Below are 13727 nucleotides of genomic sequence, written 5' to 3'. Positions count from 1 at the left end.
TGCATGGTATTCAAATCAAAGAAGTTTAAGCTGCCTGAATTGCCGTCCGCTAGGACTTTCAGGCAGCCTGAAACATCATTTACCGATGTTTGCCCCAACTTTGGCAACCGCCACTTGCCAGCTTGCCAAAATTTCCAAACAACGCTGTTCGGCATCGTTTAATTTGAAGTGCAAGGCTTTGTGTTCCAACATTTTCAGAAACGTGTTTTGAATGTGCGACAACTGATACAAAGCCATGTGCAAATCGGCAACCTGCGCCACGCCCGCGCCGTGTTTCACAAACAGGCGAGCCATGCCGTAGTCGTAATCGGGGATTTGGGGTGCTTGGGTGGGCTGCTCAATGGCAGGGCTGCCTGAAAGCAGATTTTCAATTTGCTCATCGCACCAAACCGCGAATTTAGGGTCAAGCCAGCGAGCGAAGTGGATTGCCAATTTTGGGTGCAACCAAGTGCCTTGATTTGTACCACCTTGTTTGATGATAACCAACGGATTTTTTTCCGTTACGCTTTTTGGCGTAACGCCCAAATGCTCGGCAAGTGCAGCAATGTATTCCTGATTTTGTTCAGTACGCAAGAAATTTTCAGGACGTTTGCCGAAATGCTTTGCAATTTGAGTAGCGTCCAAATAGCCGTCAGCACGAAAAGAAACAACAATATCATTGAAAGAAAAATTTAAAATTTGGGTAGTCATGGTAAAATACCTTTTTCATGTGTAGTCATGGAAACAGGGAGAGAACGTTACAGCGTTGCTTTCCCAACTGCCCAAATCAAGTTGCTGCTTGATTTGGGCTTTCTTTTTACCTGCAATTTGCAAGTGAGGAAATTATAATTTGTGGGAACAAATTATGCAAGATTATTTTTTAATTTTTTCCAATTCTAACTCATGCCTGATTTTTTCTTTAACCCATTTTGAGAAATCAACCCTTTCAGTAAATTGAATTAATTCAAATTCTGTTTGAATATTAAAAGAAACTTTTTTTGTCATTCGGCGACTTTCATACTCTTGCCGTTTTTCAGGTTTAATGGTTGTCATTAAACTACTCCTGTATTTGTGGGAACAATATTTTAATTATTTTTTGCAATAAAAGCAACAGGAAAAACCATGTACAAAAATTTAGACGAATGCCTAAATCAAATCTACAAATTAAGCGCAGTCAATATTGAACCAATGGGCAACACAGGCGCGGTCATCAATCATTTGCAGGGCGTGAGCGGTGGCGGTAGCGGATTAACGCAAGCGGAACACCACGCCAACGCCGCGATGATTGAAAGCCAAATTTCAGGCTGCCTGAACAGTAAATTGTTGGTCGCGGTGGTGGAATGCGAATATGGCATATACGACAATCTGCACTATTTAGCAAATGTGCTTGTTGCCAATAATATTTGTGATGATGTGGTTTTTGCGACTGATATGCTGAGACACATTTACTCATTTGGCAAGCTACCGCGCCGAATTTGGATTATGGACAAATACGATTTGCACGATATGACCTTTGCGCGGCGGCGCGACAAAATCAAAAACCACTTGGCAAATTGGGAGCAGCAAGCGCGGTTTAAATTGCAAACAGAATTTAGACAGAAAGGCATCATATCACATTGATAAAATAAAAAAGCCCTTGCCAATATCGCGCAAGGGCTTGGACATTTACCATTTAAATCCATTAATATCAAAACTGAATTGTTTTGAACCATTTTGAAATATAGGCACTTCAACCATTAATTTTTTCGCACTTCTGACATTGTTGATGAATGTTGCTGAGTAGCTATCGTCCATTACCAAAATATCTGAATCCATTTTTTTAATTACATCAATATATTCAATTGGGTTGTTATCAAATTTCACCGCAATTTTGCATACTGCATGCCCGTTTTTAAACTCATCATTACATTTAAATTGGGCATTGGTACTTGTAAAAAAGCCAACACCACCTTGCCCCTTATTACTAATAACAAAAGCCAATCGTGTCCGACCGTATGGAAATTCTAAATTCTCTTCATTTAATGAAGAAATACCTGCGCTTTCATTTGATGTCCCGCGCATTTCATCATTGCTTGTTGTATAGTTCCAAGTGGTGGGCCACTTTGAATCAGAGACAGCATTGGACTTTTTGGGTGTCGGGTTGGATTCGTTTTTTTTAACAGGTTGCTCTTTTTTTTCTGTTAAAGGGGCAAATGCTTCTTGCATAGCACCCTTGATTTCATATTTTAAATATTCGCGTCCCGCAAACCAACCAATAACAAAACATGAAAAGCCCACCAAAGCGATATGCCACAATTTTTGATTACTTTTTTCATCTGATTCATGGCTCTGCTGTTTATTCTTACCTTTAGATTCTTTTTTTTGTGATTCAGTTGGTTGTACAAAAAAATCAGGCTGTTCTATTTTGAGTTTGACGGTATATCTTTCACGCATTTCGGGATTGAGCAACCATTCTTTACATTTTTGCAGTTCTTGCAATGTCAAACTTTGGCTACTAGCTGCTTTTCTTATTGCATTTTGAATTTCATGCGTGGTTGCGGTGGGTAAAATGCCCAATTTCTCATACAAGTTAATCATTTTAAAATACCGATTGTGAATAATGTAAAGGTGTATTTTACAAACCCATTAACCAAGTATGCAACCGCGATTCGTAGCTATATGAAATTGCTTGATTGTTTGTGAGTTTTTGAGTAGAATTATGCTATATTTCGGAGAAAGTTGCGTAAAGGCGATTTTCTCCGTTTTTTATTGGCTTGATTGTTACAATCAGGTAATGGACTAAAACGCGCATGGTCTCAATCAATTAAAGTGGTTCGCGCCCACGTTTTTTTTTCTAACTTTATTATCAGGCAGTCTGAATGTGCGCTACGGCGATGATTTTTCAGGCTGCCTAAACTTATTTAGGGAGCTTGACATGAGCGAAACAAAACGCCCAGTCGGGCGACCGAGTATTTACACCGATGAATTGGCGCATGAAATTTGCGAGCGTTTAGCAAATGGCGAAAGTCTGATTCAAATTTGCAGAGACCCAGCTATGCCAAGTCGTGAAACAATACGCAGATGGTGTGATGAAAGCAGTCAATTTTGTGGCATGTACGCGCGGGCGCGAGAACAGCAAGCGCACTACTTTGTAGATGAAATGATTGAAATTGCTGACAAGGTGGTGGAAGACAGTGCAGCAGTACAAAAAGCACGCTTGCAAATTGACACACGCAAATGGGCAGCCGCAAAATTGAATAAAGCCGCTTATGGCGATGGCGCAGAAAAAATCATCAACATCAATGCGAGCAGCAAACAAGTTGCCGATTTAACCGATGACGAACTGGCTGCGGAGCTGGCGAAACATGGTCTCAAATCGTGAAAAGCTGGCTTTGTTGCGCGAATACCAAATCAGGCAGGCGCGGAAAGATTTTTTGGCATTTCGCAAACTCATCAACCCCAACAATAAATGGGGTTGGTGGCAAGAAGAAGTGGCGCGGGTTTTACAGCAATTTTATGAAGATTTGAAAGCGGGTAAACGCCCAAAGCTGGTTATTCAAGCTCCACCACAACACGGTAAATCGGTGCAGATTGTGGATTTTATCGCATGGTTGGCAGGACAAAACCCAGATTGTAAAACGATTTACACATCTTTTTCGGAGCGATTAGGGGTTCGCGCCAATTTGAAATTGCAGCGTTTGTACGACAGCAAGCTGTATCAAGAGATTTTCCCAAATACCCAAATCAATCAGTCCAATTCGGTTACGATATCGGGGCAGTCGTTGCGAAATCGTGAGATTTTGGAATATGTGGGGCGTGAAGGCTATTTCCGCAACACGACTGTAGGCGGCTCAATCACGGGCGAAAGCTTGGATTTGGGTGTGATTGACGACCCGATTAAGGGGCGCAAGGAAGCAAACAGTAAAACGGTACGCGATGGCGTTTGGGATTGGTTCACAGACGATTTTTTGACCCGATTTTCGGAACATGCGGGCTTGTTGGCGATTTTGACCCGTTGGCACATTGACGACCCAATCGGGCGATTAATTGAGCGTGTGGACGGGGTACAAGTCAAAAGTTACCCCGCAATCGCCGAGCAAGACGAGCCGCACCGCAAAAAAGGCGAAGCCCTGTTCCCTGAACACAAAAGTCTTGAATTTTTGCTGGAACGCAAACAAGCTATGCCCGAAGCGAACTGGCTTGCGCTGTATCAGCAAAGACCTGTATTAAGCACAGGCAGCGTGTTTAAACCTGATAATATGTTCACTATTGAAGCCGTGCCGATTTCAATCAGAAAGAAAGTGCGGGGCTGGGACTTTGCTGCTTCAGATGGTTCTGGCGATTACACGGTGGGCGTGTTGTTAGGTTTGTTGTATGATGGGCGGATTGTGGTGTTGGACGTGGTGCGTGGACAATGGGCGACTGATGAACGAGACGCGATTTTACGCAACACCGCCGAGCGCGATGGGCGTGGTGTGGTGCAGTCTATACCGCAGGACGCGGGGGCGGCTGGTAAGTCACAGGTGCGTTATTTGAGCCGTCAATTGATGGGCTTGCGTGTGCATAGTTCGCTGGAAAGTGGCAGCAAAATCACGCGGGCGGAATTATTTGCTTCGCAAGTCAATGTGGGCAATGTGGCGATGGTATCAGGCGCGTGGAATCGGGAATTGATTGAAGAAATGCGTTTATTCCCGAATGGCACACATGACGACCAAGTGGACGCGTGCAGTCGGGCATTTGATTTATTGGTGTCTGCGCCGAATCTGACGGAGCGATTTCATGCTTTGGGCGAATAAATTTCAGGCAGCCTGAAAACCAAGAAAGGTCAATATGAAACATTTACGATTTGATAGACATGAAATTAAGAAAGCCCAGTTAAATCAAGACGGGCATTTGTATGATACCCCTGTGATTACGCGCACAGGGGTTTTTGCTTACCGAAATCCCGATGGCTCAACGCGCCGCGAGTTAAGGCTGCCCGAGGAAGTATTTAAACAAGACAGTTTGGACACATTGCGCGGCGTTCCAATCACTTTGGGACACGTTGGCAAGGCGGGTAACAACAACACGCACGGCAATATCGGCGCGGTTTTGAGCGCGGGCAAGCAGGACGGCGATAATCTGATTGCTGATATTGTTATTCACAAAAGCAATGTGATTAATCAAGATAATCAAGAATTATCATGCGGTTATGAATGTGATTTAGAAGAAAAAAGTGGTGTATGGAATGGACAAGCGTATGACGTGATTCAGCGCAATATTCGCCACAATCATGTAGCGATTGTGAAAAAGGGGCGTGCAGGTGTGGCAAGATTGAATTTAGATGCCGCCGATGAAGATTTTGACCCCATCACACAAGAGATTAACAACCCCAAACCAAAGGAAAGTAATATGACAAAAGTTCGTTTAGACAACGGCATTGAATACGAAGCTGCGCCTGAAGTGGTGGCGGAATTAAATAAACTTCGCGCCGATAATGCCGATTTAATCAAAGCAAAAGACACCGCCGAAGCAGAGCGCGATGTTGCCAAAGCGGATTTGAAAGAACTGCAAGACAAGCAGGCACAAATTCAAACCGAAGCCATCGCCGAAGCCAAAGCCCGCATTGAGTTGGAAAATCAGGCAAAAGCGGCTGGTGTGGAAGTGAAGCAAGACAGCAGCGACCGTGAAATCAAAATCGCGGTGATTTCCAAAATCCGCCAAGATATGAATTTTGATGGTAAATCAGATGATTATGTGCAAGGTTTTTACGATGATGCCTGTGTGCAATTGTCTAAATCGGAGCGCAACGCGCAATCGCAGCGCAATCAAATCACACAAAACCGTCAAGATGGGCAGGACAGCAGCAATCACAATAGCGGGCGCATTTCGGCGGCGGCGGCGCGTGAAAAAATGCTGCAAGGTTTTCATAACTCAAGCAAATAAAGGAAAAAATGAAATGTTTCAAGAATACGGCGTACAGAAAAAAGCATTTGCAGGCATGAAAGCTGATAGCGGCGATGACCGCGTGGAAAGCCATTTAGCGGGCGAAGATTTGCCATTTGGCGTGTTTGTGGCACAAGACCCGACAACAGGCAAAATTTTTATTCCCAAAGATGGGAATACAGGGACGGTTTTGGGCGTAACCGTGCATTCACACGGCATTACGGGCGATGGCTACAAAAAGGGCGATACGGTATCTGTGATGGTGCGCGGCGCAATTTGGGTGCGTGCAGATACAACAGCACAAGGGAAAGCAAATTGGGCTGAACGAATTGGGCAGACTGCACAAGTGGCACACGGTACGGGCGAAATTAGCGGTTTACCTGGTTTTCACAAAGGTCGTATTATTGATGTGGAAGATGGCTTGGTACAAATCTATTTAGAATAAACAAAATATCACTTAATACAGTAAAGCGCATTTTGATTATGCGCTTTTTTGTTTTTTGATTAATCAAAAAGGAAATAAAAACATGAATGTACATGGTTTACATTACGATGAGGCAGATTTGCCTGCAATGCGCGAAATCGCAAAGCATATTGTGAATGCGTTGCCTGCGGCATTTCATCAAGATGCGGAAAGTAGCAGCATTTTTTTGGCGAGCGAGCTTGACCGTGTCCGCGCTAAATTGTATGAGACAAAATACCCGAATATGTCGGGTTTATCGCTAATTCCAATGACTAATGAAGCGGCGGCGTGGCAAGACACTATTACAACGCAATATTTTGACAGCTACGGCATGGCGAAATTCATCAGCAATTACGCCGATGATTTGCCGCGTGCAGATGTGGCGGGCAAAACGCACACAGTGAAGCTGCACGATTTGGGCGATAGCTATGGCTATAACTACAACGAATTTCAAAAATCCATTGCCACAGGTAAGCCATTGCCGCCAATGAAGGCATTGGCGGCACATCGTGGCATTTTGACAAAATTAAACCAAGTTGCACTCAAAGGCGACAAAGAACGCAATATTTTTGGTTTGATGACCCACCCAAATATGGGCGTAACGACCATTCCAAGTGGTAAAGATTGGCTGGTGGATACGATGACTGCGCAAGAATTGGTGCGCGATGTTTCCGCCGTGATTGACGCGGTGAGTGAGCAGTCTAGTGGTGTTCATAAAGCAAATAAAGTGATTATTCCGTCTCGCTGTTTTACTTTGCTGAAAAACACGTCCATGCCCAATTCGGATAAATCTGTGTTGCAGTATTTGAAAGATGAATATGAGCATGTTGATTTTCAGGCTGCCTACGATTTTAACAGCGAAGGCGATGATGGCTACAGTGAAATGTTTGCGGGCGAATTTGATGTGAGCAATTTGTCTCATGAAGTACCCGAGCCGTTCATGCAGCACCCCGCACAATTCCGCAATCTTGAGACTGTGGTGTTGTGTACAGCAAAAACAGGCGGCGTGGTGATTCACTATCCGCTTGCGTTCACGTCTGCTGAATTGTCAGCGCAATAATGTAAACAGTTTTCAGGCTGCCTGATTTTTCGGGCGGCTTTTTTATTTGAAAAAGGGCTAAAAAAATGGCTAAAGCAGTTAAAAAAATTAAAGTGAAAAATATTTCTTTGCGTGTTGTGATGTTGCTTGGTGTAACGCGGATTTTGCCGAATCAAGTGCTTGAAGTAGATGATACGCCGCAAATTCAACGCTTAATCAAACGCAAAATTTTGACAACAGATTTGGGCAATGCTGTTACTTTTGTGCCTGAACCATCTTCAGACCCATCATCGGATTCTGTCCCTGTGATTGAACCTGAATCATAATATTTTCAGGCAGCCTGAATGGGGGAAATATGAATAGTTATGCAACTATGGCGCAGGCAGACGAATTTCACGCCATCCGCCCCACAGCGCAGACATGGGCGGCTTTGAGCAATACGGAAAAACAGGCGCGTTTGGTGGCAGCTTCGGATTATATTGACCTGAATTTTCGTTTTCGGGGCAAGAAATCAGATGGTAATCAAATGCGCCAATTTCCGCGCAATGGGCAGCCCATGCCGCCGCAATTGGTGTGGGCGGTGTCTTTGTTGGCGGTTTCAGGCAGCCTGAATGCGGTGGTGTCGTCATCAGGCGGCGCAACGGCGATTAACAGCGTGAAAATCGGCGAATTGCAAGTCAGCTATCAGCAAGCGCAAAGCAGCAACACGATTGAAGATGGTATTTTGCAAGCAATTAAAGGGTGGCTGTGGGATTGGCTGTTGCAAGACAAGCGCATGGGCGCGATTTTGGTGTCGCGTTACAGAATAAATGATTTTTAAAAACAAGGTATGAATATGAGCAATCTAATTTTAGACAAAATTCAAAATTATTTGAATAATCAACGTCAAGCGGTGGAATTAACAGATATTGGCACGGTGTATGTGCGTAAATTGCCCGTTCAATATCATGTGAAATTGGACGATTTGATTTTCGCGTCAATGAAAGAGCGCAATTTCGCGCAAGACAAAGACGGCGGCTTGTTGTATCACGTCAAACCGACCGTCAGCCGCAAATTGTTGGTGCAATTTGGCGTGGTGGACGAGAACAATTTGCCTGTGTTTATTGATGAAAAGCAGCTTGATTTATTGCCAACGGACTTGTTGAACTTGCTAGCGCAAAAAGTGAGCGATTTCAACGAAGGCAATGATTTCTCTGATAAGTCTATTGAGCAAGTCGCAAAAAACTGATGAGCCAGCCGCTTATGCGCTGGGTGTTGGTGTTGTCGCATAAATTGGGTGTGCCTGTGCATGAAATTTTGCATTGGCACAATACCGAATTGCAAGCGCACATCGCATTTTTGCGTTTGCAAGATGATGATTTTGCAAAACAACTGAAAACACAAGCAGAGCAAGAGCGGTTGGCGGCTATGCCCAAACATGAGCAGGCGGCGCATTTTTTGCGGCAAATGGGCTTTGATTTTGGCTTATTGAAAAATAAAAAAAGGGTGGAAGATGGCTGATTTATCGGGCGCATTGGTGCGTTTTGAGCTTTCGCAATTGACGAAAATTTCAGGCAGCCTGAATGCGGTGGCGGTATCGCAAACCATACCCATTTCGGGGGCGATGGTGGGCGTGTCGGTTAATCAGGCGGCGCGTATGCCACGCACGGCGTTTCGGCTGGGATTGGGTCAGGCATTGCCGCGCAAACGGCGGTTTTTGGGCAGCGAAACCATCGGTATTTCGGGCGATTATGATGTGCAAATGGTGGTGAATGGTTTGACGTTTGATATGTGTGAATTGACGGACAAAATCGTCATCACGCACGGCGAAAACGAAGCATACACTTGTCAATTTGTGATTCAAAAACCGATTAATCCGCGCAGTTTAGACGGCGTAGAAGTGGATTTATATCAATGGTATGGCAGAAAAATGACGGTAAACGTGGTGCATTCAGGCGGCACGCTACGCATTTATCACGGCACGATTACCAGCGCACAACCCGAATTTGCCACAGGCAAAATCTATTTATCAGCAACGGATTATCGTCAGCGTTTGATTGACACGCTGCCCGCGCAAACAGTACGGGCAATTGGCTACACGTCCAAATCGGCGCATGGGGAATTTTTGAAGCTATCAGACGAGCTGGGGCGGCGCATGGAAACGATACCAGCCAGCTTTGAGTTTGATGTATATGGGCGCGGCTATGTGAATTGGTGGTTGCCTGAAAATCCCACGCACACAATGGACAATTGCATGATTTACTATCGCCAGCCTACGGCGCGTTTGGCGCAAGTGGGGGAAGTAGTGAATCGGGTGAATGTGGAATTGACGGCGCAAACACAGCGATTGTTGCAGCGCGTATTGCAATACAATTATCAAGTCGGTATTGATGTGTGCAATTACACGCGATATGGGCAATTGCCTGATTTAGAAGAGTTTAATCAGGCGGTTTCGCAAACAGGCTGGGCATTGTGGGGCTTTGATTTTGAGCGCGTGAAGCCATCGGGGGTGTATTCGTGTCCACAGGGCAGACTAATGCACCGCCGCGACAGCGTGAGCGCGACCGCTAACAGCAATGGGGCGTATGACCGAATTAGCCGTGTGCGTAATTTAGACGTGGTTTCGGGGCGGTTTGAGATGGTGCGCCGTTGGGTGCAAAACATCGGTTATCGTTATGATTTGACGTTTGAAAATGCTGCAAGTATTGCGCGGTATGGGGTGTTTAGTGATGCTTTAAGCTACAACGTACCCAGCCGCGAAAATGAGTTGGACGGCTGGACGGCGGATTTTTCGCCCCATCGGGACGGCGTGAAATATCAAATTGATGTGATGGACCGACTGATTGCGCCGTTTCACACCAAGCCGCATTTTCAAAAAACGGCGTTCACGCTGGCAGAAAATGGGGACTGGTACGCAGATTTTAATCAAGACGTGGACGAGTTGAACAAAACGCTGGAAGTGGCGTATCACACGGCGCGGACAAAGATATGGGCAAGTCATCGGCAAAACACCATTGATTTGCAAGTGAAATTTATGCCGCATTTGAGTTTAAAACACAGTCATCGTATTGATTTTAAACATATTCAAACGGTGGCAAAAGTGGCACATTTCAGTCATGAGATTGATTTGAAAAATGGTTTGAGTAGCACCAGCATTCAATATCGTTTCTTTCAAAACGGGGCGCATGATACGCGTTTCAGGCTGCCTGAATTGGAGCAGCCTGAATTTTCGTTTCCGCGCTACAGTAAAAATCTGCAACTGGGTCGCACGGAATTACCGCGTGGCACGGAAGTGAATGATGGGCATTTTGGCGTGATTTACCGACAAGCGACCGCGCGACTGTATGACGCAATCGGCATGCGGATTTACGCGCCTGAAATTGAGCCAGCCAGCACCGACAGCGTGGAATTTACACAGGCGCAAACGCATGAAATTGGCATACCGAATCAAACTACTTTGTTTAAATTCTAATTTAAAATCAAAGGATAAAAGATGACTTTTGCATTTTACGTAAATGAAGAGATGACAGAACAAGCGGCTGATGTTTTGCCACATCAATTTGATTTAAATCAGCCCAAGCCGCATGAATTTGTGTTGTATTTGGGCAGCCCTGACACGCGCTATAAGCTGGTATCAGAGAAAAAGGGCAGTAATATCACGCTTGCGCCCGCATTGGCTTTGCCAGAGTGGACGGCGAATCACGGCTATGTACAAGGCGATTTGATTTCTGAAAATGGCTTTATTTTTCAATGTGTGCAAGCGGGGGTATCAGGCGAAAGTGTGCCTGTGTTGTTGAATGTGGTGGGTAGTGTGGTGCAAGATGGCGCGGCGATTTGGCGCGGCGTGGGCAAAGCGTATGCGGTGGGCGATATGAAACTGGCTTTATCGTCATTGGGCTTGGCGGCGGCGCGGGGTGGTGCGGCGGTTTCGCTTGGCGCGGAATTATTGGGCGGCGCGGCGGTGGCGGTGTATGTGCAGATTTCGCCCAGCGTGGACACGCCGTATTTGCTTGAAAATGTGGCGCAATTTGGCATTGTGATAAATGATTGCGTGGTGGTGCCTGTGTGATTTCAGGCTGCCTGAAATTTGGTAGGGGAGTGTATCAATGACAACTTCAGACCGCGAAATTCAAAAATGGTTGCGGCAAATTGTGCTAAAACCCGACCCGTATCAGGCGGCGGCTGGTGTGGCGGATATGCCGCGCATTGGCGATGGCGTAGGCGAAATTTGGTGGGATAAAAACGGCGATAGTAAACCCGATGACAAAGACCCAAATAAAGACCCTGATAAAGACAAAGACCGCGACAAAGATAAAAGCCCAGATGGTACGCACGACCCGACCAAAACCCCCGAAGTTGGCGATGACGCAAACGGTATCGGACCGCTATTTGATTGTGAAAACCCTGGTAAATGTATCAATGTGCGGCTAGACGGCATGGCAAAACCGCCCGAAGGCTGGAAAGACGCTTGTACGCCTGACGCGCCACCGCCCGATACGAATGTAGAGTACCCCAGTAAGTTTTATACAGCGCTCGTTCAATTAATTAAATCGGGGCAGCCTGCGGATCGGCATAATTTGACTGCTTCTAGCATTAAGGAATTGAAAGAAAAAGCGAAAAGCATTATTCCTGACGGCACAAGAACACGTGATGAAAAGCCGACAAACGCGTATGAAGTGATGGGTTTGAATGATGATTCTAAATTAGGGGGTGGCAGTTTTTATTATGAAGCACGACAAAAAGATGAATATGGGCATTGGCGACACAAAACAGGCGATTTGAGCGCAGCGCATTTTGCACCTGATTGGAACCCATGCCAGCCAATTCATCGTAGCGACACTAATCACCCATGCGCCAAGCCCATTCGGAAAGAAACTGTGCAAGAATGGGCGACAGACACGTGTAGTGAAGTCATTGCAAAAGACGGCGGCTTTCAGGCTGCCTGCCCCGATTTGCACGACCCGAATATGCCCGATATTTTCAAACACAACCCGACCGCATTCACTTTATGCGATGAGAACGGCAACCCTGTAACCATTGAACCGTACGGCATGGGTTACAAAATCACAACAGACACTTACGAAGCCATTGTAAACAGTGATTTTAAATTTCAAAATGTGGTGCAGAAAATATAAGGAATATCATGGATTTTCAGCAATTAAGCGCGGAAGTGGCGGCGCATATTTTTGACATAATCGGCTATGATATTGAAATTGGCTATTTGTCGGGTGGTGTGTTTAATCATGCAACACAGCAATTTGAACACATCACGCAAAAAGAAACGGTGCGTGCGGTGGTGTTGCCTGTGTCAATTAAGCAAATTGACGGTCATCACATTACGCACGGCGACAGCAAAATTTATCTTGATTCCAATGCAAGGCTGCCTGAAATCGGTAGCCTTGTGTTTTTGGGCGATGTGGCGCAACGGGTGAAATCGGCGGCGACCACGCGGCACAATGGCGTGGTGATTTATCATGAATTGATTGCGGGCGCGGTGTGATGGATTTTAATATTCAAATCAAAAATTTATTAGATAAACATTTGGAAAACAATGTCCGCGTGGTGGGCTATGCGGTGTTGAGTTTGCAGCGCATGATTGTAGATGGCACGCACGGTTTACCAGGGACACCGTATGACACCAACGCCGCCGCTTCAAATTGGTTTGTGGACGTGGATACGGCGAATTATCGGGTGAGCGATGATACAACGCGGCGTAATTTGGGCATGGCAAACGCGCTGATTGCTACTGCCATCGGGCAGTCTAATCCGCCCAATTATTTCAGTTTGCACAATAGTTTACCGTATATCAAAACGCTGGAATATGGTTTGTATCCGAATCCGCCAAAAAAGGGGACGGGCAAAACCATCAACGGCTTTTCTACGCAAGCCCCACAGGGTTTTTTCAGAATTGCGCTGCAAAAATGGGAAAAGCTGGTTATTGAGACGTATCAACAGAACGGTGGCGATGGACGGCGGCGGATTTGATGTTCAGGCTGCCTTACAGTACACGACAATTTTTTGAAATAACCACAAACCTGTCCCCTCCCCCGTCTCCAACGGGGGAGGGCTAGGGTGGGGGTAAATTTGTGGAATAAATTAATTGTCTTGAAAATCAACGAACCCCCACCCTAACCCCAGACCTGCCAAGTTCTAAATCATTTTCACAATACGGTCAATCCGATTGGCAAATCTTGCCAACCAATCTTTCCATTTATTGAAGCCATTAAATCGTGCAATATTTAATGCCCAACTCATTAGAACCGAATAGCAAGCTGCGGTATTCTTATTGCGAATAAAAGACTTATCTTCATTTAACTGAACATCTTTTACCCAATGTAATTTATTTTCAATCTGCCAATGTTG

19 protein-coding genes are annotated in these 13727 nt (G+C 45.4%); 15 read left to right on the top strand and 4 right to left on the bottom strand.

Annotation, left to right across the window (positions count from 1 at the left end):
- Positions 1 to 75 precede the first annotated feature (75 nt).
- Positions 76 to 690 carry a KilA-N domain-containing protein gene (locus Q338_RS13820; protein ID WP_051968590.1) on the bottom strand — a complete coding sequence of 205 codons (615 nt, stop codon included), beginning with the start codon at positions 688 to 690 and terminating at the stop codon, positions 76 to 78.
- Between the two features lie 162 nt (positions 691 to 852).
- Positions 853 to 1032 (bottom strand): hypothetical protein, encoded by a 180-nt coding sequence (locus tag Q338_RS09630; protein WP_034294742.1) that lies wholly within the window; start codon positions 1030 to 1032, stop codon positions 853 to 855.
- Between the two features lie 69 nt (positions 1033 to 1101).
- On the opposite strand from Q338_RS09630, the gene Q338_RS09625 reads away from it, so the two are divergent.
- Positions 1102 to 1599 carry a hypothetical protein gene (locus tag Q338_RS09625; RefSeq protein ID WP_034294740.1) on the top strand — a complete coding sequence of 166 codons (498 nt, stop codon included), beginning with the start codon at positions 1102 to 1104 and terminating at the stop codon, positions 1597 to 1599.
- A 45-nt stretch (positions 1600 to 1644) separates the two neighbouring features.
- Here Q338_RS09625 and Q338_RS09620 read toward each other — a convergent pair whose 3' ends face one another.
- Positions 1645 to 2556, bottom strand: coding sequence for a hypothetical protein (locus Q338_RS09620; RefSeq protein WP_034294737.1), 912 nt, complete (start codon positions 2554 to 2556; stop codon positions 1645 to 1647).
- Positions 2557 to 2893: 337 nt separating this feature from the next.
- On the opposite strand from Q338_RS09620, the gene Q338_RS09615 reads away from it, so the two are divergent.
- From Q338_RS09615 to Q338_RS15200, 14 genes are all read left to right on the top strand, one after another.
- Positions 2894 to 3340: a terminase small subunit-like protein gene (locus tag Q338_RS09615; RefSeq protein WP_034294735.1), complete on the top strand. Its 447-nt coding sequence runs from the start codon at positions 2894 to 2896 to the stop codon at positions 3338 to 3340.
- Positions 3324 to 4754 carry a phage terminase large subunit gene (gene terL, locus Q338_RS09610; protein WP_051968589.1) on the top strand — a complete coding sequence of 477 codons (1431 nt, stop codon included), beginning with the start codon at positions 3324 to 3326 and terminating at the stop codon, positions 4752 to 4754. The genes Q338_RS09615 and terL overlap by 17 nt, the downstream gene beginning before the upstream one ends.
- Positions 4755 to 4788: 34 nt before the next feature.
- Positions 4789 to 5883 (top strand): DUF2213 domain-containing protein, encoded by a 1095-nt coding sequence (locus tag Q338_RS09605; RefSeq protein WP_034294734.1) that lies wholly within the window; start codon positions 4789 to 4791, stop codon positions 5881 to 5883.
- A gap of 13 nt (positions 5884 to 5896) precedes the next feature.
- The gene (locus Q338_RS13815; RefSeq protein WP_051968588.1) at positions 5897 to 6328 is read left to right on the top strand and encodes a structural cement protein Gp24; all 432 of its coding nucleotides are present in this window, start codon (positions 5897 to 5899) and stop codon (positions 6326 to 6328) included.
- Between the two features lie 82 nt (positions 6329 to 6410).
- Positions 6411 to 7406, top strand: coding sequence for a DUF2184 domain-containing protein (locus Q338_RS09595; protein ID WP_034294732.1), 996 nt, complete (start codon positions 6411 to 6413; stop codon positions 7404 to 7406).
- A 65-nt stretch (positions 7407 to 7471) separates the two neighbouring features.
- Positions 7472 to 7711 (top strand): hypothetical protein, encoded by a 240-nt coding sequence (locus Q338_RS09590; RefSeq protein ID WP_034294730.1) that lies wholly within the window; start codon positions 7472 to 7474, stop codon positions 7709 to 7711.
- Positions 7712 to 7740: 29 nt separating this feature from the next.
- Complete coding sequence (locus tag Q338_RS09585) at positions 7741 to 8205, top strand: DnaT-like ssDNA-binding protein (protein ID WP_147293725.1); 465 nt, start codon at positions 7741 to 7743, stop codon at positions 8203 to 8205.
- A 15-nt stretch (positions 8206 to 8220) separates the two neighbouring features.
- Complete coding sequence (locus tag Q338_RS09580; RefSeq protein WP_034294725.1) at positions 8221 to 8613, top strand: hypothetical protein; 393 nt, start codon at positions 8221 to 8223, stop codon at positions 8611 to 8613.
- On the top strand, positions 8613 to 8885 hold the full coding sequence (locus tag Q338_RS09575) for a hypothetical protein (RefSeq protein ID WP_034294722.1): 273 nt from the start codon (positions 8613 to 8615) through the stop codon (positions 8883 to 8885). The genes Q338_RS09580 and Q338_RS09575 overlap by 1 nt, the downstream gene beginning before the upstream one ends.
- On the top strand, positions 8878 to 10836 hold the full coding sequence (locus Q338_RS09570; protein ID WP_034294719.1) for a hypothetical protein: 1959 nt from the start codon (positions 8878 to 8880) through the stop codon (positions 10834 to 10836). The genes Q338_RS09575 and Q338_RS09570 overlap by 8 nt, the downstream gene beginning before the upstream one ends.
- 21 nt (positions 10837 to 10857) lie before the next feature.
- Entirely contained in the window at positions 10858 to 11433 is a 576-nt protein-coding gene (locus tag Q338_RS09565; RefSeq protein WP_034294715.1) for a hypothetical protein, read from the top strand.
- 37 nt (positions 11434 to 11470) lie between these two features.
- A complete protein-coding gene (locus Q338_RS09560) occupies positions 11471 to 12499 on the top strand; it encodes a hypothetical protein (protein ID WP_034294712.1) in 1029 nt (342 codons plus the stop codon).
- Positions 12500 to 12507: 8 nt separating this feature from the next.
- Entirely contained in the window at positions 12508 to 12864 is a 357-nt protein-coding gene (locus Q338_RS09555; protein ID WP_034294709.1) for a hypothetical protein, read from the top strand.
- Complete coding sequence (locus Q338_RS15200) at positions 12864 to 13349, top strand: hypothetical protein (protein WP_051968587.1); 486 nt, start codon at positions 12864 to 12866, stop codon at positions 13347 to 13349. Before Q338_RS09555 ends, Q338_RS15200 begins: the two co-directional genes overlap by 1 nt.
- 165 nt (positions 13350 to 13514) lie before the next feature.
- Here the strand turns inward: Q338_RS15200 and Q338_RS09545 are convergent.
- Positions 13515 to 13727, bottom strand: a 213-nt coding sequence (locus Q338_RS09545) for an ISAs1 family transposase (RefSeq protein ID WP_034294706.1), incomplete at its 5' end; no start/stop codon positions are given.

It is taken from the genome of Alysiella crassa DSM 2578 (genome assembly GCF_000745955.1).
GTDB classification, from domain to species: Bacteria; Pseudomonadota; Gammaproteobacteria; order Burkholderiales; family Neisseriaceae; genus Simonsiella; species Simonsiella crassa.
The sequence above is the reverse complement of the archived record's forward strand: the minus strand, read 5'-3'. Positions and strand labels throughout refer to the sequence as shown.